This window comes from Vogesella oryzagri (assembly GCF_040148885.1).
Lineage (GTDB): Bacteria > Pseudomonadota > Gammaproteobacteria > Burkholderiales > Chromobacteriaceae > Vogesella > Vogesella oryzagri.
Map to the genome: position 1 here is coordinate 85,212 of NZ_JBEFLD010000007.1, position 19,714 is coordinate 104,925.

The window sequence follows — 19,714 nt, forward strand, 5'->3', positions numbered from 1 at the left end:
GCGCGGGCAGTATTGAGCGGTATCAATTACTGAGCTTTGCCGTTATGGGACAGGCCATAAACGTAAGAAGTCAGCAGGTGTACCTTGCCGTCGCCGAGGAAGTCTTTCCAGGCCGGCATCTGGTTGTTGCGACCGTTGGTGATGGTCTCGATGATGGTCTTTTCGGTACCGCCATACAGCCAGACGTTGTCGGTCAGGTTCGGCGCGCCGACAGCCTGGTTGCCCTTGCCGTCAGCACCGTGGCAGGCCGAGCAGATGGCAGCAAAGGTTTCCTTGCCGCGTACTGCGCGTTCTGCATCATGCTTCTTGCCGGACAGCGACATCACGTAGTTGGCCGCATCCTTTACCTTGTCCTCACCGAAGGCCGCACCGAAGGCCGGCATCTGACCATGACGACCGCCGCTGATGGTGGTCTTGATGACATCCGGCGTACCACCGTACAGCCAGTCGTTATCGGTCAGGTTCGGGAAACCCTTGGCACCGCGTGCATCAGAGCCGTGGCACTGTACGCAGTAGGTCTGGAACAGACGCTTGCCCATGGCCTGGGCTTCCGGATCGGCAGCAACAGCCTTGACGTCCTGTTTCAGGAACTTGTCGTACAGCGGCTGATACTTGGCTTCCGCCTGGGCCTTCTCTTCGGTGTACTGACCGACGGAAGTCCAGCCGCGCAGGCCTTTCCAGGTACCCAGACCCGGGTACAGGGTCAGGTAAGCGGCACCGAACACCAGTGTGATGTAGAACATCAGCATCCACCAGCGCGGCAGCGGGTTGTTGTACTCGGCCAGGTCGTCATCCCAGACGTGGCCGGTAATTTCAACCTGCTCACCTTTCTTGACCGTGGTTTTCGACTGCGTGAACAGCAGGTAGGCGAGGCCTACGAAGCCCACGATTACCACGACGGCGATATATACGCCCCAGAAGTCACTTACGAAATCACTCATTACTCAGGCTCCGTTGGAAGCGTCTGACTTGTTCGGCAGCTGGTCATCTTCATCCAGCACCAGCTTGGCCGCCTCGTCATAACGCTTCTTGGATTTTTTGCCGAAGGCACCTATCGCGATCACGATGAACACGGTAAAGCAGAACACCGTGAACAAGATACGTGCCAGGTTGGTCCAGTCCATGGCTTAGCGTGCGTTCTTCAGTGCCAGACCCAGGCCCTGCAGGTAGGCAACCAGCGCATCCAGCTCGGACTTGCCTTCGACCATGGCCTGGCCTTCGGCAATTTCCTTGTCGCTGTACGGCACGCCTACCTTGCGCAGCGCGGTCATCTTGGCGGCAACGCCTTCCGCATCGGCCAGGTTACGCGCCAGCCACGGGAACGCCGGCATGTTGGACTCCGGCACCACGTCGCGCGGGTTGGTCAGGTGCACACGGTGCCATTCGTCGGAATAGCGACTGCCGACACGCGCCAAGTCCGGACCGGTACGCTTGGAGCCCCACTGGAACGGGTGGTCGTAGACCGACTCACCAGCAACGGAGTAGTGGCCATAACGTTCGGTTTCGGCGCGGAACGGACGGATCATCTGCGAGTGACAGGTGTAGCAGCCTTCGCGGATGTAGATGTCGCGACCGGTCAGTTGCAGCGCGTTGTACGGCTTCACGCCGGCTACCGGCTCGGTGGTCGACTTCTGGAACATCAGCGGTACGATCTCGACCAGGGCTGCCACGCTGATTACCAGCAGGGTCAGCACGATCAGGTACGCTACGTTTTCTTCAATCAGTTTCTGGATTTTTTCCATGATGTTTCCCTTGGCCCCTTAGTGCGCGTGAGCGGCAACAGCCGGGATCTTGGCATCAACGGCACGGCCGGCAGCGACGGTGCGGAAGGTGTTGTAAGCCATGAGCAGCATGCCGGACAGGAACAGCACACCACCCAGGAAGCGTACGAACAGGTACGGGTAGGAGGCTTTCACGGCTTCAACGAAGGCGTAAGTCAGGGTGCCGTCTGCGTTCAGCGCACGCCACATCAGGCCCTGCATCACACCGGCAATCCACAGCGAGGCGATGTACAGCACCACGCCCACGGTAGCCAGCCAGAAGTGCGCCTCGATCAGCTTCACGCTGTGCATGCCGTCACGGCCGAACAGGCGCGGCAGCAGGTAGTACATGGAACCGATGGAAATGAAGGCAACCCAGCCCAGTGCGCCGGAGTGCACGTGGCCAACGGTCCAGTCGGTGTAGTGCGACAGGGCGTTCACGGTCTTGATCGACATCATCGGGCCTTCGAAGGTGGACATGCCGTAGAAGGACAGCGATACCACCAGGAACTTCAGCACCGGGTCGGTGCGCAGCTTATGCCATGCGCCGGACAGGGTCATGATGCCGTTGATCATGCCACCCCAGCTCGGAGCCAACAGTACCAGCGAGAAGGCCATACCCAGCGACTGGGTCCAGTCCGGCAGGGCGGTGTAGTGCAGGTGGTGCGGACCAGCCCACATGTAGGTGAAGATCAGCGCCCAGAAGTGCACCACGGACAGGCGGTAGGAGTACACCGGACGGCCAGCCTGCTTCGGTACGAAGTAGTACATCATGCCCAGGAAGGCGGCGGTCAGGAAGAAGCCCACCGCGTTGTGGCCGTACCACCATTGCACCATGGCATCCACGGCGCCGGCATATACCGAGTAGGATTTCCACATGGAAACCGGTACTTCCAGGCTGTTGACGATGTGCAGCAGGGCCACGGCCAGAATGAAGGCACCGTAGAACCAGTTGGCCACGTAGATGTGCTTGACCTTGCGGATGGCGATGGTGCCGAAGAACACAATGGCGTAGGCAACCCAGACGATGGTGATCAGGATGTCGATCGGCCATTCCAGTTCGGCGTATTCCTTACCGGAGGTCAGGCCCAGCGGCAGGGTGATGGCGGCCAGTACGATGACCAGTTGCCAGCCCCAGAAGGTGAATGCGGCCAGCTTGTCAGACAGCAGGCGAACATGGCAGGTGCGCTGAACCACGTAGTACGACGTGGCAAACAGTGCGGAGCCGCCAAACGCGAAAATCACGGCATTGGTGTGCAGCGGACGCAGACGACCGTAGTGGAACCAGGGCCCAAAATTGAGCTCCGGCCACACCAACTGGGCCGCAATAATCACGCCAACCAGCATGCCGACAATGCCCCAGACTACGGTCATTATCGAAAACTGGCGCACCACCTTATAGTTATAAGTGGATTGCGTATCCATTAGGGTTTTCTCCAAGGTTGCGAACTAGAACGTGTGAAACCGGTGACTTGAAGTCCGGGTGCGTACCCCCATGTTGTACAGGAGGCCCGGCAAGTCGCGGGAACCGAGGCGTGAGATGCGGCTGCCAGTAGCAGTGCGACTGCACTGCAATAACCTTGGCAAACGCCGCCCGGAAACGCGCTCGATCCCCAGTTGTTCAACGGGCGATTCTAAATCAATTCGGGCATGAGCCACTAGTCGATAGAGAACCGGGTGGTCGCAAATTGCGCGAATGGCACCGTTTGCAGACCCACTCCCGCCATTGACATGCAGGCGATTATATTGTCATCGCCTTGTTCGCTATTGACGCATATCAAGCCGTAAGGTCAGGCGCAGTTCAGGGTGGCTGGTGCTAGAATTCGCGCTTCTTCTGTTTTCCTCCGGACTGCCTCCATGTCTACCGCTGTCAGCTATCGCATCCGTCCTGTCTCGCCCGAGGCTCACCTGTTCGAAGTGTCGATGACCGTGGCCCAGCCGGCGGTGGCCGGGCAGGTGCTGCGCTTGCCGGCGTGGATTCCCGGCAGCTACATGATTCGCGAGTTCGCGCGCCATATCGTGTCTATCCGCGCCGAAAGCGGAAAGAAAGCGGTGGCGCTGAGCAAGCTCGACAAGCACAGCTGGCAGGCGGCGCCGGTCCAGGGCGCGCTGACGGTGCATTACACCGTGTATGCCTTCGATCTGTCGGTGCGCGGCGCTTATCTGGATGGCGAGCGCGGCTTCTATAACGGCACCAGCGTGTTCTTGCAGGCCGACGGCTGCGAGCACGAGCCGTGCGAAGTGGAAATCCTGCCGCCACAAGACAAGGCGCAGGCCAAGTGGAAGGTGGCTACCAGCCTGCCGGCACACGACATCAAAAAATCTGGTTTTGGCCATTATCGTGCGGCCAACTACGACGAACTGATCGACCATCCGGTAGAACTGGGCGAGTTCGAGCGCGTTAGTTTCAAGGCCTGCGGCGTGCCGCATGAATTCATCGTTTCCGGCAAGTACAAGGCGGACCTGAAAAGGTTGGCCGCAGACACCAAGCGTATCTGCGAGTGGCAGGTCCGCTTCTTTGGTGAGCCAGCGCCGTTCGAGCGCTACGTGTTCATGCTGTTCGTCGGCGGCGATATCTACGGCGGGCTGGAGCATCGCGCCTCCACCGCGCTGGTGGCCAGCCGCGACGACTTGCCGCAGGCGGGCGAGGACGGCATCGGCGACGGCTACCTCAAGCTGCTGGGACTGATCAGCCACGAATACTTCCATACCTGGAACGTCAAGCGCATGAAGCCGGCGGCGTTCACCCCGTATGACCTGAACCGCGAAGGCCACACCACCCTGCTGTGGGCGTTCGAGGGCATCACCTCCTACTATGACGATCTGGCGCTGGTGCGCAGCGGCCTGATCGACGAGCGGCGCTATCTGGGCCTGCTGGCCAAGACCATTACCGGGGTGGCGCGCGGCAACGGCCGTAACAAGCAGACGCTGGCCGATTCCAGCTTCGATGCCTGGACCAAATACTACCGCCAGGACGAGAACAGCCCCAACAGCATCGTCAGCTACTACACCAAGGGCGCGCTGGCGGCGCTGGCGCTGGATTTGCACATCCGCCAGCACACCGCCGGCGCCAAGAGTCTGGATAGCGTGATGCTGGCGCTGTGGCAGAAATGGCTGGCGGATGGCCAGGGCCTGGCCGAGGATGAATGGGAGCGCGTGGCGGAAGACACGACCGGCCTCAAGCTGGGCAAATTCTTCGACATGGCGATCCGCTCCACTCGCGAGCTGCCGCTGGCGGAACTGCTGGCCACGCAGGGAGTCGAGATGCAACTGCTGCCCGCCGATAGCTCGGCGGATAGCGGCAGCGTGGTGGACGAAATCGCGCCTGCTTCCATGCGGCCAACTCTGGGGGTGAAAACTGCCAGCGATGCGCAGGGCGTCAAGCTGACTGCCGTGCTGGATGGCGGTGCGGCACAGGCTGCCGGCCTGGCTGGCGGCGATGTGGTCATCGCCGTGGATGGCCTGAAGGTGACGGACCTGGACAAGGCGATCCGTCGTTGCTGCAGTGGCGACAGCATCAAGCTGCATGCCTTCCGCCGCGATGAGCTGCTGAGCTTCCGTGTCACGCTGCAGGACACGCCGGCCGATACCTGCCGCTTACGTTTGGCAGAGCAAGGCGGTCGCTGGATCAAAGGCTGAGCGCAGCGTTAACAGAACATGACCGGGGACGCGTCAGCGTCACAACGATAAAGGCGGGCGCACGGCGACCCGTCCTACCCTTTGCAGGATTGAAGTAGATGAGCCAACAACCGCAGATCAAATACCGCAGCGACTACCAGCCGCCGGCCTACCTGGTGGACAAGGTCGACCTGACATTCGACATCATCGAAGACACCCTCACTCGTGTGCATTCGCGCATGGTGATGCGCCGCAACCCGGCATCGACTGCGGCCAACGTGCTGCAGCTGGATGGCAGCGCCAAGCTGGCCAGCGTGACGCTGGACGGCGACAAGTTGGCCGCCGATGCCTACACGCTAAGCGCCGACATGCTGAGCATCGTCAACGTGCCGGACAGCTTCATCCTGGACGTGGAAACCGAGATCGACCCGGTGGCCAATACCAGCCTGATGGGGCTGTACGCTTCCGGCGGCAGCAACCTCTACACCCAGTGCGAGCCGGAAGGCTTCCGCAAGATTACCTTCTACCCGGATCGCCCGGATGTGATGGCTAAGTTCAGCACCACCATCATCGCCGACAAGGCGAAGTACCCGGTGCTGCTGTCCAACGGCAACAAGGTGGGCGAGGGCATGCTGGACAAGAAGCGCCACTGGGTAAAGTGGGTCGATCCATACAAGAAGCCGTCCTACCTGTTTGCGCTGGTAGCCGGCAAGCTGTCCGCGTTGCGCGACAACTACACCACCCGCAGCGGTCGCAACGTGCTGCTGGAAATCTGGACCGTACCGGCCGATCAGGACAAGGTGGCGTTCGCCATGGGGGCGGTAAAGCGCTCGATGCAGTGGGACGAGGAGCGCTTTGGCCTGGAATACGACCTCGACATCTACATGATCGTGGCGGTGGGCGACTTCAACATGGGGGCGATGGAAAACAAGGGCCTCAATATCTTCAATACCTCGGCGGTGCTGGCGCGGCAGGACACCTCCACCGATGCTGATTTCCAGCGCGTGGAAGCCATCATCGGTCATGAATACTTCCACAACTGGACTGGCAACCGCGTTACCTGCCGCGACTGGTTCCAGCTGTCGCTGAAGGAAGGCCTGACCGTGTTCCGCGACCAGGAGTTCAGCTCCGACCTGGACAGCCGCGCGGTGAAGCGCATCCAGGACGTGAAGAACCTGCGCCAGCTGCAGTTCCCGGAGGATGCCGGCCCCACCGCGCACCCGATCCGCCCGGACAGCTATATCGAGATGAACAACTTCTACACCATGACGGTGTATGAAAAGGGCGCCGAAGTGGTACGCATGTACCACACCCTGCTGGGCGAAGAAGGCTTCCAGAAGGGTATGCAGCTGTACTTCAAGCGCCACGACGGCCAGGCGGTGACCTGCGACGAATTCCGTGCCGCCATGGCGGATGCCAACGATGTCGATCTGGCACAGTTTGCGCTGTGGTACAGCCAGGCCGGCACACCGCTGCTGACAGTCAGCGGCGAGTACGATGCCGAGGCGCAACGCTACACCCTGCATGTGCAGCAAAGCTGCCCGGCGACCCCAGGGCAGAGCGACAAGCAGCCGCTGCACATTCCGTTTGCCGTCGGTCTGATCGGCCCGGATGGCGACGACCTGCCGCTGCAGCTGCAAGGCGAGGACACCGCGCAAGGCACGACCCGCGTGCTGGACGTGCGTGCCGCGGCGCAGACTTTCACCTTCGTCAACGTGGCCAGCGCGCCGGTGCCGTCGCTGTTGCGCGGTTATTCCGCACCGGTGAAGCTGTCCTTCGCCTGGCACGACAGCGAACTGGCCTTCCTGATGGCCAACGACAGCGATGCCTTTGCCCGCTGGGAGGCCGGCCAGGCCTATGCCGAGCGTTTGCTGCGCCAGCTGCTGGCCGATCACGCCGCCGGTACGCCGCTGAAGTTGGCCGCAGGCTTTATCGATGCCTTCCGCGCGGTGCTGGAAGACCACGCGGCGGATCCGGCGTTCAAGGCGCTGATGCTGAGCCTGCCGACCGAGGCCGAAATCCTGGAAATGGTGGCCGAGGCCGACCCGGCCGCCATCCACACCGTGCGCGACTTCGTGCTGGATACCCTGGCCCAGGCGCTGCGCGGTGAGCTGCGCGAAGCGTTTGATGTCAACCAGACCCGCGATTACAAGCCGGCCGAAGCCGGCCGCCGCGCGCTGAAGAACCTGGCTCTGGGCATGCTGGCACGGCTGCCGGACCCGTGGCCGCTGGAAGCTGCCGAGCGGCAGTGCCTGCAGAGCAACAATATGAGCGACCAGATGGGCGCCATGCTGGCGCTGCGCGACCGCGACAGCGAGGAGCGCGACAACTGCTATCTGGCGTTTGTCGAGCGCTGGCAGGATAACGCGCTGGTGATGGACAAATTCTTCTCGTTGGTGGCCAGCAGCCAGCTGCCGTGCACGCTGGAGCACGTCAAGGCGGCGATGGCGCATCCAGCGTTCACCCTGCGCAACCCGAACAAGGCGCGGGCGCTGCTGGGCAGCTTCGGCCGCAACATGCTGCACTTCCATGCCGAAGACGGCTCCGGCTACCGCTTCCTGGTGGACCAGGTGTTGGCGCTGGATGCCATCAATCCGCAGGTGGCCAGCCGCATCGTGTCGCTGTTCAATCGTCGTCAGAAGCTGGAGCCGCTGCGCCGCGACCTGATGACGCGCGAACTGCAGCGCATCCTGGCCAAGGATGGGCTGTCCAAGGATGTGTACGAAATCGTGTCGAAAAACCTGTCGGCCTAACTGCCGCCTTGCGCGGTAGCGTCAGCACGGGCCGGTGACTCACCGGTCCGTTTTTATTGCCCACGGCCAAGCGTGGCGGGCCGTGGTGTCATGCCCTGTGGCTGCTTCTGTTGCCGTCAGCACGCTGTGCTGCCACTCGCTGCATCGGCGCAGGGCGCAGCGGCCAACGTTGGCCGCATCAGCGTCCCGGCGGTTGCAGCGGCAGGCGGGTAGTGTGCTTGATCGACTCCAGCGCTACGGTGGATTTCACGCTGCGCACCAGCGACAGCGTCATCAGCTTGTTCATCACGAAGCGCGATAGCGATGGCAGGTCCTGTACCACGATGCGCAGCCAGTAGTCGGCCTCGCCGGCCACCGCGTAGCACTCCAGCACTTCTGGCAGATCGCTGATGGCGGCGGCAAACTCACGGATCGATGCCTCGCCATGGCGTTCCAGGCTGACGTTGGCGAAGGCGGTCACCGACAGGTCCAGCAGGTCTGGGCGCAAGGCGATGTGGTAGCCCTGGATGATGCCGGCTTCTTCCAGCCGCTGGATGCGGCGGCCGATCTGTGATGCCGACAGCGGCACCTCCTGCGCCAGCTTCTGGTGCGTAGCGCGCGCGTCCTTCTGCAGCGCTTCCAGAATCTGGTAGTCGTAACGGTCTAGCTCGATTCCGCGCATTTTGTGCATACCAATGAGTTTGTGTGCGGGAAGTATGCAAAACACGGCGTCAAAACTCAAATCATGCGGCCAACGCGCATGCGCTTGCACCTACACTCGAAACATAGGCAGCCACTGCCAGACACATCGAGAGACAACGCCATGGATATGAATACCTACACGGTGCCGGACATTACCGTGCGCAAGAACCAGGGGCTGACGCACGCGGCAGACTTTACCCTGCCGCAACCGCTGGATCGCTATACCGCCGAGGATCACCAGACCTGGGCCACGCTGTACCGTCGCCAGAGTGAGATGCTGCCGGGCCGTGCCTGTGACGAGTTCCTGCAAGGGTTGGCCGCGCTGGAAGTGGATGCCGACCGGGTGCCGGACTTTGCCCGTCTGAACGAAAAACTGCAGGCCGCCACCGGCTGGCGCATCGTGGCGGTACCGGGGCTGATTCCGGACGACGTGTTCTTCGAACACTTGGCCAACCGCCGTTTCCCGGTGACCTGGTGGCTGCGCGAACCGCATCAACTGGATTACCTGCAAGAGCCGGACGTGTTCCACGACCTGTTCGGCCATGTGCCGTTGCTGATCAACCCGGTGTTCGCCGACTACCTGGAGGCTTACGGCAAGGGCGGCATGAAGGCCAAGCATCTGGGCTTCCTGCCGTTGCTGGCGCGGCTGTACTGGTACACGGTGGAGTTCGGCCTGATCAACACGCCGCAGGGCATGCGCATCTACGGTGCCGGCATCGTGTCCAGTAAGTCGGAGTCGGTGTACAGCCTGGAAAGCGATAGCCCCAACCGTGTCGGTTTCGACCTGCAGCGCATCATGCGCACCCGCTACCGTATCGATACCTTCCAGAAGACCTACTTCGTGATCGACAGCTTCCAGCAGCTGTTCGAGGCTACCGCGCCGGACTTCACCCCGTTGTACCACGCGGTGGAGCAGCAGGGCGTGCTAGGCGCCGGCGAGATCGATGCGCACGACCGCATCTTCCATGTCGGCAACCGCGTGGGCTGGGCCGATACTGCCGACGCGTAAGGTGGCTGGCAGCCGCACTGCTGCCGCCAGCAACAAAAACGCCCGCTAAGCGGGCGTTTTTTACTGCAAGGTTGGCCGCGTGGGCTTATTCCCACTCGATGGTTGCCGGCGGCTTGCCGCTCACATCGTAGACCACACGGTTGATGCCGCGCACTTCGTTGATGATGCGGTTGGAAGCATGGCCGAGCAGGCTGTACGGCAGTTCCGCCCAGTGTGCGGTCATGAAGTCGCTGGTCACCACCGCGCGCAGTGCCACCACGTAGTCGTAGGTGCGGCCATCGCCCATCACGCCCACCGATTTTACCGGCAGGAACACGGCAAAGGCCTGGCTGGTCAGCTCGTACCAGTTCTTGCCGGTTTTTTCATCCACGGTATTGCGCAGCTCTTCGATGAAGATGGCGTCGGCGCGGCGCAGCAGCTCGGCGTATTCCATTTTCACTTCGCCGAGGATACGCACGCCCAGGCCCGGACCCGGGAACGGGTGGCGGTATACCATGTCATGCGGCAGGCCCAGAGCCACGCCCAGCTGGCGCACTTCGTCCTTGAACAGGTCGCGCAGCGGTTCCAATAGCTTCAGGTTCATGTCGTCCGGCAGGCCGCCGACGTTGTGGTGGCTCTTGATGGCGTGCGCCTTGCCGGTCTTGGCGCCGGCGGACTCGATCACGTCCGGGTAGATGGTGCCCTGTGCCAGCCACTTGGCGTTGGTGAGCTTGCCGGATTCGCGCTGGAACACCTCGACGAACTCGGCGCCGATGATCTTGCGTTTCTTCTCCGGGTCGGATTCGCCGGCGAGCTTGCCCATGAACTGGGCGCTGGCGTCGACCTGGATCACTTTCACGCCCAGGTTCTGCGCGAACATTTCCATCACCATCTTGCCTTCGTTCAGGCGCAGCAGGCCGTGGTCGACGAAGACGCAGGTCAGCTGGTCGCCGATGGCGCGGTGGATCAGCGCGGCAGCTACCGAGGAATCGACACCGCCGGACAGGCCGAGGATGACTTCCTCGTCACCGACCTGGTCGCGGATCTTCTGCACCGCTTCCTCGATGTAGTTCGGCATGGTCCAGCTCGGCTTGGCGCCGGCCACGTGCAGCACGAAGCGATGCAACATCTCGGTGCCGCGCTTGGTGTGGGTCACTTCCGGGTGGAACTGCACCGCGTAGAAACCGCGGTCCTCGTCGGCCATGGCGGCGATCGGGCAGGACGGAGTCTCGGCAATCACTTTGAAGCCGGCCGGCAGCGCGGTCACCTTGTCGCCGTGGCTCATCCACACGTCGAGGAAGCCGTTGCCGGCGTCGTCGATGCGGTCCTGCAGGCCTTCCAGGATCTTGGAGTGGTGGCGCGCCTGGATTTCGGCGTAGCCGAATTCACGCTTGTCGCCGGCTTCCACCTTGCCGCCCAGGCTCTGCGCCATGAACTGCATGCCGTAGCAGATGCCCAGCACCGGCACACCCAGGGCGAACACTTGCGGGTCGGCCTGGTAGTCGGATTCGTATACCGAGTTGGGGCCGCCGGACAGGATGATGGCCTTGGGGTTGAACGCACGGATCTCGTCGATGGGCATGTCGAACGGGTGCAGCTCGCAGTAGACGTGGGCTTCGCGCACGCGGCGGGCGATCAGCTGGCTGACCTGGGAGCCGAAGTCGAGGATGAGGATTTTGTCCATGGCAGTCCTTGCGTGAATTAACCGGCTGGGGTTGGCCGGTGTCATTTTGAATACGGTGTATCGTTGCGGCGGCGCGGCTGGCGTCGCTCCGGTATGCGGTCGCTGCGCGCCAGCAACAGCAGGATGCCCAGCAGCATCATGCCGACAGCGGCGACATGGCTGAAGCGCACGAAGTAATGGTCATACAGGTAGATGGCGGCACCGGCATAGATCAGCAGCGGGCTGCTGACCACGGTGGATTTGGTCACACCATCGAGCAGCGCCAGCACCACGCCGGCAGCGGCCAGCAGCAGGGCCAGCAGGGTGCTGGTCTCGGGCAGCATGGCGGTACTTTTCAGCAGCCACAGGGCGCCCAGAATGATCAGCAGGATGGGTTGGACGGCGCTGGGTTTCATATTCAGCCCTTGTCGCGCATCAGGCGCTGCTTCTCGCGCTGCCACTCACGGTCTTTTTCGCTTGCGCGCTTGTCGTGCTGCTTCTTGCCCTTGGCCAGGCCGATATCGGCCTTGATATTGCCTTTGCTGTAGTGCAGGTTGAGCGCCACCATGGTGTAGCCGGCGCGTTCCACCTTGCCGATCAAGCGGCTGATTTCGTGCTGGTTCAGCAGCAGCTTGCGGGTGCGCACCGGGTCGGGGTGGACGTGGGTGGAAGCGGACTGCAGCGGGGTGATATGGCAACCGAACAGATAAAACGCGCCATCGCGATAGATGACGTAGCTTTCTTTCAGTTGCACGCGACCAGCGCGGATGGCCTTGACTTCCCAGCCTTCCAGCACTAGGCCGGCTTCGAGCTGCTCCTCGATGAAGTAGTCGTGAAAGGCTTTGCGGTTGTCGACAATGCTCATGGGGTCCAAGGCGGGTATTGCAGGGAATCGCGCATTCTAGCAGAACGGGCGCATTCGCCAAAGCGCTGAAAATTCATGGGCTTGATCTGACGGCTTGCCGCCGGCGGTAGCGATTGTGTACCCTTCGGGCTTTCCTTCGCCCTGTTTCAGCATGCATGTCATCGAGAAAAGCGTCCTGGTGGCGCACACCCCGGAGCAGATGTTCCGGCTGGTGGATGATGTAACCCACTATCCGCGCTTCCTGCCGTGGTGTGCCAAGGCCGAGGAGCACGAGCGCGATGGCGACCAACTGGTGGCCAGTCTGCATATCGACTATCTGAAGGTGAAGCAGCATTTCACCACCCGTAACCGTAACGAGCCGTATGGCACCATTTTGATGGAGCTGGTGGATGGGCCGTTCCAGCACCTGGAAGGGCGCTGGCATTTCCAGCCGCTGGGCGACTTTGGCTGCAAGGTGGAGTTTCGCTTGAGCTATCAGTTCTCCAGCAAGATTCTGGAAACCATCATCGGCCCGGTGTTCGGCCATATTTCTGGCACGCTGGTGGACGCCTTTATCCGCGAAGCCGACAAGGTCTACGGAGATGACTGAGCCGTTTGCCATCGAGGTGGCGTTTGCGTTGCCGCAGCGGCAGAAGATCGTGACATTGACGGTAGCGCCGGGCACCACGGCGCAGCAGGCGGTGGCGCTGTCCGGGTTGGCCGCAGAGTTTCCGGAGATCGCACTGGCGGAACTGAAGCTGGGCATCTTCGGCAAGGCGGTAAAGCCGGACAGCGTACTGCGTGCGCACGATCGGGTAGAGATCTACCGCCCGCTGCAGGCCGACCCGAAGGCGGTGCGGCGCCAGCGGGCCGAGGCCGGCAAAACCATGAAGAAGGGCAGCGAGTAAACAGGCAGGCGGCAAGCCGGCAGATATGAAAAAACGGGGCATTGCCCCGTTTTTGTTTTTGCCGTCCTGGCTCAGCTTTCCGCCGATAGCGTCCGGTTCTTGCCGGCCAGCTTGGCCTGGTACATCACGCGGTCGGCGCGCTCGATGATGTTCACATCCTGTTCGCCACGGTGCCACTGCGCCACGCCGGCACTGAAAGTCACCACCAGTTTTTCCTGGTTGGCCAGGAAGAAGTTCTTGGTCAGCTCGCGCTGCAGGCGTTGCATCAGCGAGACGGCTTCTTCCGCCGGGGTGTCCGGCAGCAGGATGATGAATTCCTCGCCACCGAAGCGGCCAACGATGTCGGAGGCGCGCACGCAGTGGCGCATCATGTCCACCAGGTACTTCAGCACATTGTCACCGGTGAGGTGGCCGTAGCTGTCGTTCAGCTGCTTGAAGTTGTCCACGTCCAGCAGCGCTACCGACAAAGGTTGGCCGCTGCGCTCGGCGCGGCTGATTTCGCGGGTAAAGTGCTCTTCCAGCCCGCGACGGTTGTAGGCGCCGGTCAGCTGGTCTTCCTTGATCTTGGCGCTGGCCGCTTCCAGTGCCTGCTCCAGCTCGCGGATGCGCGATTGGGCATTTTCTACGTCGTGCTGCGCATCCAGCAGTTCCAGCTGCGAGTGCTGCAGGTTGTTCTGCATGCTGGCGGTGTCTTCCAGCAGCGATTGCAGGATATCGTTCAGCGAATTGCTGTCGCTGCTGGCACGGATACGCTCGCTATGTTCGCGCAGCTTTTGCTGGAATTGCCCGGTGCCGCTGCTCATCAACGACAGCTTGTCGAGGAAGGTGTCCAGCAAGGTGCGCAGCGAGTCGGTGGCTTCATCCAGCGAGCTGCGCAGCACCCCCTGCTTGTGAATCACCTCTTTTAGCGTGGATTCCAGGTGGTAGATATGCTGGATCGAGATATTGGGCTGGGCCAGAATCTGTTGCAGATTGCTGATTTGGCCGATCAGGTAGTTATCACCGCGATTGAGCTCGGCCACGTTTTGCAGCATCAGGCGCATCAGGTTGGAGAGGCCGGATACCAGGCGCTCGTCTTCCTGTGACAACAACTCCAACCGGATCAGGAATGTGCGCAGCTTGGGGAAGAACACTGCCAGCTCGTCTTCGTTGCTGCAGTGCTGCAGGCTGTGCTGCACTTCTTCGAACTGCGCCATCAGGTCGGGGTAGTGCACCAGGCGCGGGGCGATGCCATAGCGCACGCCATATTCCAGTACGTCGCGCCAAACCATGCTGCTCGCCGCCGGGACGCTGTCGTGCTCGGCTGTTGCTGCCGGTACGGCGGGGGCGTCATCGGCGTCGGCGGTTTCGATGCCGGCGGCCGGGCTTTCCGGCTGCATCCAGCTTTTCACCAGATTGCTGAGCTTGTCGTTGAGTTCCTGCGGATTGTTGCCAAAGGTGGCAATCACGCGCTCCAGCGCCGATTGCTTGTAGCGCTGCCCCATTTCCGGGGTGCGGATATCCCATGCCTGCATCAACTCCAGAATCAGCTTGCCCCAGTGCTGGCTCAGTTCGCGGCTACGCTGGTGCTGTACCGACAGATCCATGGTCAGCTGCGGTACCAGCTCCCATTTTTCCTCCTGGATGGCCTTGCGCAGTTTGGCCAGGGAAATCTTGTAGCTGCTGTCGGCGACCGGCAGCTTTTCAAAGGCGTGAAACAGCAGCTCTGCCAGTTTGTTCTTTTGTGATTCTGGCTCTACACCGGCAATTTCACAGTAGAGGCGCTCGAAGTTGTCGGGGGTGGGAAGAAGTTTGCGCTGCGTCAGCTGTTTCAGCGTTTCTCGCGCAGTGTCTATTGGATTGTGCGTCGTCATGGACCAGACCCTGAAGCCTTTTTTGCCAACCATGTTTGTCGTTATCGCTTGTGGTCCGTTTCCCGTCAATGCCTGTTATGGGGATGCCGGGGTGGGTGGATGTGACGGATCAAGAAGCTGGAAAAATACCTCACCTTGCCGAATCATGCCAAGCTCGTTGCGAGCCCGCTCTTCAATTGCGGCGGTTCCTTGCTTTAGATCACGTACTTCCGCGTCCAGTGCCGTGTTGCGGCCAACCAGTTGCCGGTTGGCCGCACGTTGCTCTTCAACCTGCTTGTCAAGTTGCCAGACCCTGAGCCAACTGCCCTTGCCCAGCCATAATGGCCATTGCAAAGCAGCAAGCAGCAGGATGAGCAGCAGGGTCAGGCGTTTCATGATTACTTCAGATTGTAGAAGGCGGCACGGCCCGGGTACCAGGCGGCATCGCCCAGTTCTTCTTCGATGCGCAGCAGCTGGTTGTACTTGGCCATGCGGTCGGAGCGCGACAGCGAACCGGTCTTGATCTGCATGCAGTTGGTGGCCACGGCCAGATCGGCAATGGTGCTGTCTTCGGTTTCGCCGGAACGATGGCTCATCACGCTGGTGTAGCGCGAGCGCTTGGCCAGGTCAACTGCCTTCAGGGTTTCCGACAGGGTGCCGATCTGGTTCACTTTTACCAGCAGCGCATTGGCCACGCCGCTTTCGATGCCCTTGGCCAGGATTGCCGGGTTGGTCACGAACACGTCGTCACCCACCAGCTGTACGCGACCGGCCAGACGCTCGGTCAGCAGCTGCCAGCCGGCCCAGTCGTGCTCGCTCATGCCATCTTCGATGGAGATGATCGGGTAGTTGTTGACCAGGGTTTCCAGGTAGTCGGCGAACTGCTCGGAAGTCAGTGCCAGGCCTTCGGCGGTCAGGTGGTACTTGCCATCCTTGTAGAACTCGGAGGAGGCGCAGTCCAGGGCCAGCAGCACGTCCTGGCCGGCAACGTAGCCGGCGGCATCGATGGCTTCCAGAATCAGCTTGATTGCATCTTCGTGGCTGGCCAGGTTCGGGGCGAAGCCACCTTCGTCACCGACGGTGGTGGCGTAGCCCTTGCTGTCGCACAGCTTCTTCAGAGTGTGGAAGATCTCGGCGCCACAGCGCAGCGCTTCGCGGAAGCTTTGCGCGCCTACCGGCATGATCATGAATTCCTGGATATCCAGGGTGTTGTTGGCGTGCGCGCCACCGTTGATCACGTTCATCATCGGTACCGGCATGGCCATCGGGCCGGCGCCGCCCAGGTAGCGGTACAGCGGCAGGCCGGCGTCTTCGGCGGCGGCGCGGGCCACGGCCATAGACACGGCCAGCATGGCGTTGGCGCCCAGGCGACCCTTGGTCTCGGTGCCGTCCAGCTCGATCATGGTCTTGTCGATGAAGGCCTGGTCGGAAGCGTCCAGACCGATGATGGCTTCACAGATTTCGGTGTTGATGTTCTCGACGGCTTTCAGCACGCCCTTGCCCAGGTAGCGGCTCTTGTCGCCGTCACGCAGTTCCAGTGCTTCCTTCTCACCGGTGGAGGCGCCGGACGGTACGGCGGCACGGCCCATTACGCCGGATTCCAGCAGTACATCGGCTTCAACAGTCGGGTTACCGCGCGAGTCAAGAATCTCGCGGGCAATCACGTCAACGATCGCACTCATCTATGTTTCCCTTTGGGTATCAAGGTTAGTCAAACCGGGTTCGGTGCGGCCAACCTTGGAACAGGCTGGCCGTGGAGTCAACCTGTTACAGCGAAAGCTCGGCCAGCGGTTGCGCTTTTACCAGCTTGTCGATGGCGATCAGGGTGCTCAGCAGTTCTTTCATGCGCGGCAGCGGCCAGGCATTGGGGCCGTCGGACATGGCCTTGGCCGGGTCGGGGTGGGTCTCCATGAACAGACCGGCGACACCGGCGGCAACCGCGGCGCGCGCCAGCACCGGCACGAATTCGCGCTGGCCGCCGGAGCTGGTGCCCTGGCCACCCGGCAGCTGTACCGAGTGGGTGGCATCGAATACTACCGGGCAGGCGGTTTCGCGCATGATCGCCAGGCTGCGCATGTCGGATACCAGATTGTTGTAGCCGAAGGAGGCACCGCGTTCGCAGGCCATGAAGCTGTCCGGGTCCAGGCCGGCTTCGATGGCGGCATCGCGCGCCTTGTCGATCACGTGCTTCATGTCGCCCGGGGCCATGAACTGGCCCTTCTTGATGTTCACCGGCTTGCCGCTTTGCGCCACGGCACGGATGAAGTCGGTCTGGCGGGCGAGGAAGGCCGGGGTCTGCAGTACGTCCACCACCGCGGCCACGTGCGGTACCTGTTCTTCGGTGTGGATGTCGGTCAGCACCGGTACGCCGATCTGGCGTTTTACTTCCGCCAGGATGCGCAGTCCTTCTTCCATGCCAAAGCCGCGGAACGACTTGCCGGACGAGCGGTTAGCCTTGTCGAAGCTCGACTTGTAGATGAAGTTGATGCCCAGTTGCTGAGCAATTTCCTTCAGTTGGCCGGCGGTATCCAGCGCCATCTGCTCGCTTTCGATCACGCACGGGCCGGCGATCAGGAACAGCGGGTGGTCGAGGCCAACTTCAAATCCGGCAAGTTTCATGGTGTGTCCTTTCAAGACAAGGTTGGCCGCAACAGCCGCGAAACCTGCGTTTCGCTACCTTGCGGCCAACTTTGGTCAGACGGGCTGACTATTCAGCAGACTCAGGCGTTGGCCTTGTCGGCCTGGTAGGCAAGGGCTGCCTGCACGTAGGCGATGAAAAGTGGATGACCGTCACGCGGCGTGGAAGTGAATTCCGGGTGGAACTGGCAGGCAAAGAACCAGCGATGGTTGCCCAGTTCAATGGTTTCCACCAGTTTTTCATGACCGGCGGACAGGCCGCTGATGGTCAGGCCGGCAGCCTGCAGGCGTGGCACGTAGTGGTTGTTCACTTCGTAGCGGTGACGGTGGCGTTCGGTAATCTCGGTGCTGCCGTACACGCGTGCCGCCAGCGAGCCTTCATTCAGCTCGCATTGCTGGCCGCCCAGGCGCATGGTGCCGCCCAGATTGGAGTTTTCGTCGCGGGTTTCGATCTTGCCGTCGTGGTTTACCCACTCGTCGATCAGCGCCACTACCGGGAAGTCGGTTTCCAGGTCGAATTCGGTGGAGTTGGCACCAGTCATGCCGGCTACGTCACGGGCGTATTCGATCAGCGCGATCTGCATCCCCAGGCAGATGCCCAGGTAGGGGATGTTGTTCTCGCGGGCGAACTTCACTGCCTTGATCTTGCCTTCCACGCCGCGCTTGCCGAAGCCGCCCGGTACCAGGATGGCATCCATGTCCTTCAGCGATTCGGCGCCGTCGCGCTCGATCTCTTCGGAGTCGACATAGATGATGTTGACGTTGGTGCGGGTGTGCACGCCGGCGTGCTTCAGCGCCTCGGACAGCGACTTGTAGGACTCGGTCAGGTCGACGTACTTGCCTACCATGGCGATGTTCACGCTGTGGTCTGGGTGCTCGATGGCGTCGATGATGCGGTTCCAGGTCGACAGATCGGCCTTCGGCAGCTCCAGTTGCAGCTGTTCGGCGATGATGTCGTCGATGCCCTGCGCGTGCAGCATCGCCGGTACCTTGTAGATGGAGTCGGCGTCGTAGCAGCCGATTACCGCGTTCTCTTCCACATTGCAGAACAGGGCGATCTTGCGCTTTTCGTCTTCCGGCAGCTCGCGGTCCATGCGGCACAGCAGAATGTCCGGCTGGATGCCGATCTCGCGCATCTCTTTTACCGAGTGCTGGGTCGGCTTGGTCTTGATCTCGCCGGCGGTAGCGATGTACGGCACGTAGGACAGGTGCACGAACAGGGTGTTCTTGCGGCCCAGGTTGGAGCGCATCTGGCGGATGGCTTCCAGGAACGGCAGCGATTCGATATCGCCCACAGTGCCGCCGATCTCGACGATGGCAACGTCCACGTCGCCGGCGCCTTCGCGGACTTTCAGTTTGATTTCGTCGGTGATGTGCGGGATCACCTGCACAGTGCCACCCAGGTAGTCGCCACGGCGTTCCTTGGTGATCACGGATTCGTATACCTGGCCGGTAGTGAAGTTGTTGCTCTTCTTCATCTTGGCGTGGATGAAGCGCTCATAATGGCCAAGGTCGAGGTCGGTTTCCGCGCCGTCTTCGGTGACGAACACTTCACCGTGCTGGAAGGGGCTCATGGTGCCCGGATCCACGTTGATGTAGGGATCCAGCTTCAGCATGGTGACCTTGAGACCACGGGATTCGAGAATGGCGGCGATGGACGCGGCAGCGATGCCCTTGCCCAGAGAGGACACCACACCACCGGTAACGAAGATGAACTTGGTCATGGGATTACGGCTCTATGAGAATCCGGGATTCTAACAGCAACGCCCCTGTTTTTGAATGGGGAGGCGCGAGAGTTTGTGGTGGCAGAGTGGCGTTTGTGGTGCGCAAGTAGCAGTGCCGCTTTCTGCAGTTGCATGATTTTTATGATGTTTTTCTATTTGTTGTTGCTTCTCTCCGCCGTGCTTTAGGTTTTTGCTGCAAGACGCGATGGCTTTCGGTATGATCTTGCCTTTCTTTATGAACCCGATGCCGCTGCATCTTGTCGCCGGGGCCTCTGCGCTTGCGGGTCCGACTTGTGTAATGGTGTC

General features: G+C 61.3%; 18 protein-coding genes. 5 read left to right on the forward strand and 13 right to left on the reverse strand.

Annotated features, from left to right (window positions below):
* Window positions 1-26: 26 nt before the first annotated feature.
* The 4 genes from ccoP to ccoN are packed head-to-tail and all read right to left on the reverse strand — an operon-like array spanning window position 27 to window position 3,185.
* A complete protein-coding gene (gene ccoP, locus ABNW52_RS13870) occupies window positions 27-941 on the reverse strand; it encodes a cytochrome-c oxidase, cbb3-type subunit III (RefSeq protein ID WP_349588922.1) in 915 nt (304 codons plus the stop codon).
* Between the two features lie 3 nt (window positions 942-944).
* The gene (locus ABNW52_RS13875) at window positions 945-1,124 is read right to left on the reverse strand and encodes a cbb3-type cytochrome oxidase subunit 3 (protein WP_349588924.1); all 180 of its coding nucleotides are present in this window, start codon (window positions 1,122-1,124) and stop codon (window positions 945-947) included.
* A gap of 3 nt (window positions 1,125-1,127) precedes the next feature.
* Window positions 1,128-1,742 (reverse strand): cytochrome-c oxidase, cbb3-type subunit II, encoded by a 615-nt coding sequence (ccoO, locus tag ABNW52_RS13880; protein WP_349588926.1) that lies wholly within the window; start codon window positions 1,740-1,742, stop codon window positions 1,128-1,130.
* Window positions 1,743-1,760: 18 nt separating this feature from the next.
* Complete coding sequence (gene ccoN / locus ABNW52_RS13885; protein ID WP_349588929.1) at window positions 1,761-3,185, reverse strand: cytochrome-c oxidase, cbb3-type subunit I; 1,425 nt, start codon at window positions 3,183-3,185, stop codon at window positions 1,761-1,763.
* Window positions 3,186-3,617: 432 nt separating this feature from the next.
* On the opposite strand from ccoN, the gene ABNW52_RS13890 reads away from it, so the two are divergent.
* Both ABNW52_RS13890 and pepN read left to right on the forward strand, forming a co-directional pair.
* Window positions 3,618-5,399, forward strand: a complete 1,782-nt coding sequence (locus ABNW52_RS13890) for a M61 family metallopeptidase (protein ID WP_349588931.1) — start codon at window positions 3,618-3,620, stop codon at window positions 5,397-5,399.
* 98 nt (window positions 5,400-5,497) lie between these two features.
* Window positions 5,498-8,131, forward strand: coding sequence for an aminopeptidase N (pepN, locus tag ABNW52_RS13895; RefSeq protein ID WP_349588934.1), 2,634 nt, complete (start codon window positions 5,498-5,500; stop codon window positions 8,129-8,131).
* 178 nt (window positions 8,132-8,309) lie between these two features.
* On the opposite strand, the gene ABNW52_RS13900 is transcribed toward pepN, so the two are convergent.
* Complete coding sequence (locus tag ABNW52_RS13900) at window positions 8,310-8,792, reverse strand: Lrp/AsnC family transcriptional regulator (RefSeq protein ID WP_349588937.1); 483 nt, start codon at window positions 8,790-8,792, stop codon at window positions 8,310-8,312.
* 141 nt (window positions 8,793-8,933) lie between these two features.
* Here ABNW52_RS13900 and phhA point away from each other — a divergent pair, with 141 nt between their 5' ends.
* Window positions 8,934-9,821, forward strand: coding sequence for a phenylalanine 4-monooxygenase (gene phhA, locus ABNW52_RS13905; protein WP_349588940.1), 888 nt, complete (start codon window positions 8,934-8,936; stop codon window positions 9,819-9,821).
* An 85-nt stretch (window positions 9,822-9,906) separates the two neighbouring features.
* Here the strand turns inward: phhA and guaA are convergent, their stop codons facing one another.
* Genes guaA through smpB form a run of 3 tightly spaced genes read right to left on the reverse strand, consistent with a single transcriptional unit; the run spans window position 9,907 to window position 12,328 of the window.
* The gene (gene guaA, locus ABNW52_RS13910; RefSeq protein WP_349588942.1) at window positions 9,907-11,484 is read right to left on the reverse strand and encodes a glutamine-hydrolyzing GMP synthase; all 1,578 of its coding nucleotides are present in this window, start codon (window positions 11,482-11,484) and stop codon (window positions 9,907-9,909) included.
* A gap of 41 nt (window positions 11,485-11,525) precedes the next feature.
* Entirely contained in the window at window positions 11,526-11,879 is a 354-nt protein-coding gene (locus ABNW52_RS13915) for a hypothetical protein (protein WP_349588944.1), read from the reverse strand.
* 2 nt (window positions 11,880-11,881) lie between these two features.
* Entirely contained in the window at window positions 11,882-12,328 is a 447-nt protein-coding gene (gene smpB, locus ABNW52_RS13920) for an SsrA-binding protein SmpB (protein WP_349588947.1), read from the reverse strand.
* Between the two features lie 151 nt (window positions 12,329-12,479).
* Between smpB and ABNW52_RS13925 the strand changes: the two genes are divergently transcribed.
* Window positions 12,480-12,917 (forward strand): type II toxin-antitoxin system RatA family toxin, encoded by a 438-nt coding sequence (locus tag ABNW52_RS13925; protein WP_349588949.1) that lies wholly within the window; start codon window positions 12,480-12,482, stop codon window positions 12,915-12,917.
* On the forward strand, window positions 12,910-13,215 hold the full coding sequence (locus ABNW52_RS13930) for an RnfH family protein (protein ID WP_349588951.1): 306 nt from the start codon (window positions 12,910-12,912) through the stop codon (window positions 13,213-13,215). The genes ABNW52_RS13925 and ABNW52_RS13930 overlap by 8 nt, the downstream gene beginning before the upstream one ends.
* Before the next feature lie 71 nt (window positions 13,216-13,286).
* On the opposite strand, the gene ABNW52_RS13935 is transcribed toward ABNW52_RS13930, so the two are convergent.
* From ABNW52_RS13935 to ABNW52_RS13955, 5 genes are all read right to left on the reverse strand, one after another.
* Window positions 13,287-15,068, reverse strand: a complete 1,782-nt coding sequence (locus ABNW52_RS13935) for a diguanylate cyclase (protein ID WP_349588953.1) — start codon at window positions 15,066-15,068, stop codon at window positions 13,287-13,289.
* 75 nt (window positions 15,069-15,143) lie between these two features.
* A complete protein-coding gene (gene ftsB, locus ABNW52_RS13940; RefSeq protein ID WP_349588955.1) occupies window positions 15,144-15,443 on the reverse strand; it encodes a cell division protein FtsB in 300 nt (99 codons plus the stop codon).
* Window positions 15,444-15,445: 2 nt separating this feature from the next.
* Window positions 15,446-16,729, reverse strand: coding sequence for a phosphopyruvate hydratase (eno, locus tag ABNW52_RS13945; protein ID WP_349588957.1), 1,284 nt, complete (start codon window positions 16,727-16,729; stop codon window positions 15,446-15,448).
* Between the two features lie 85 nt (window positions 16,730-16,814).
* A complete protein-coding gene (gene kdsA / locus ABNW52_RS13950; RefSeq protein ID WP_349588960.1) occupies window positions 16,815-17,666 on the reverse strand; it encodes a 3-deoxy-8-phosphooctulonate synthase in 852 nt (283 codons plus the stop codon).
* A 101-nt stretch (window positions 17,667-17,767) separates the two neighbouring features.
* Window positions 17,768-19,408: a CTP synthase gene (locus tag ABNW52_RS13955; RefSeq protein ID WP_349588962.1), complete on the reverse strand. Its 1,641-nt coding sequence runs from the start codon at window positions 19,406-19,408 to the stop codon at window positions 17,768-17,770.
* Window positions 19,409-19,714: the final 306 nt, after the last annotated feature.

What these genes read in the sequence shown, in the direction of transcription:
- ccoP (WP_349588922.1), bottom strand. Translation starts at nt 941, where the DNA reads ATGAGTGATTTCGTAAGTGACTTCTGGGGCGTATATATCGCCGTCGTG.
- ABNW52_RS13875 (WP_349588924.1), bottom strand. Translation starts at nt 1,124, where the DNA reads ATGGACTGGACCAACCTGGCACGTATCTTGTTCACGGTGTTCTGCTTT.
- ccoO (WP_349588926.1), bottom strand. Translation starts at nt 1,742, where the DNA reads ATGGAAAAAATCCAGAAACTGATTGAAGAAAACGTAGCGTACCTGATC.
- ccoN (WP_349588929.1), bottom strand. Translation starts at nt 3,185, where the DNA reads ATGGATACGCAATCCACTTATAACTATAAGGTGGTGCGCCAGTTTTCG.
- ABNW52_RS13890 (WP_349588931.1), top strand. Translation starts at nt 3,618, where the DNA reads ATGTCTACCGCTGTCAGCTATCGCATCCGTCCTGTCTCGCCCGAGGCT.
- pepN (WP_349588934.1), top strand. Translation starts at nt 5,498, where the DNA reads ATGAGCCAACAACCGCAGATCAAATACCGCAGCGACTACCAGCCGCCG.
- ABNW52_RS13900 (WP_349588937.1), bottom strand. Translation starts at nt 8,792, where the DNA reads ATGCGCGGAATCGAGCTAGACCGTTACGACTACCAGATTCTGGAAGCG.
- phhA (WP_349588940.1), top strand. Translation starts at nt 8,934, where the DNA reads ATGGATATGAATACCTACACGGTGCCGGACATTACCGTGCGCAAGAAC.
- guaA (WP_349588942.1), bottom strand. Translation starts at nt 11,484, where the DNA reads ATGGACAAAATCCTCATCCTCGACTTCGGCTCCCAGGTCAGCCAGCTG.
- ABNW52_RS13915 (WP_349588944.1), bottom strand. Translation starts at nt 11,879, where the DNA reads ATGAAACCCAGCGCCGTCCAACCCATCCTGCTGATCATTCTGGGCGCC.
- smpB (WP_349588947.1), bottom strand. Translation starts at nt 12,328, where the DNA reads ATGAGCATTGTCGACAACCGCAAAGCCTTTCACGACTACTTCATCGAG.
- ABNW52_RS13925 (WP_349588949.1), top strand. Translation starts at nt 12,480, where the DNA reads ATGCATGTCATCGAGAAAAGCGTCCTGGTGGCGCACACCCCGGAGCAG.
- ABNW52_RS13930 (WP_349588951.1), top strand. Translation starts at nt 12,910, where the DNA reads ATGACTGAGCCGTTTGCCATCGAGGTGGCGTTTGCGTTGCCGCAGCGG.
- ABNW52_RS13935 (WP_349588953.1), bottom strand. Translation starts at nt 15,068, where the DNA reads ATGACGACGCACAATCCAATAGACACTGCGCGAGAAACGCTGAAACAG.
- ftsB (WP_349588955.1), bottom strand. Translation starts at nt 15,443, where the DNA reads ATGAAACGCCTGACCCTGCTGCTCATCCTGCTGCTTGCTGCTTTGCAA.
- eno (WP_349588957.1), bottom strand. Translation starts at nt 16,729, where the DNA reads ATGAGTGCGATCGTTGACGTGATTGCCCGCGAGATTCTTGACTCGCGC.
- kdsA (WP_349588960.1), bottom strand. Translation starts at nt 17,666, where the DNA reads ATGAAACTTGCCGGATTTGAAGTTGGCCTCGACCACCCGCTGTTCCTG.
- ABNW52_RS13955 (WP_349588962.1), bottom strand. Translation starts at nt 19,408, where the DNA reads ATGACCAAGTTCATCTTCGTTACCGGTGGTGTGGTGTCCTCTCTGGGC.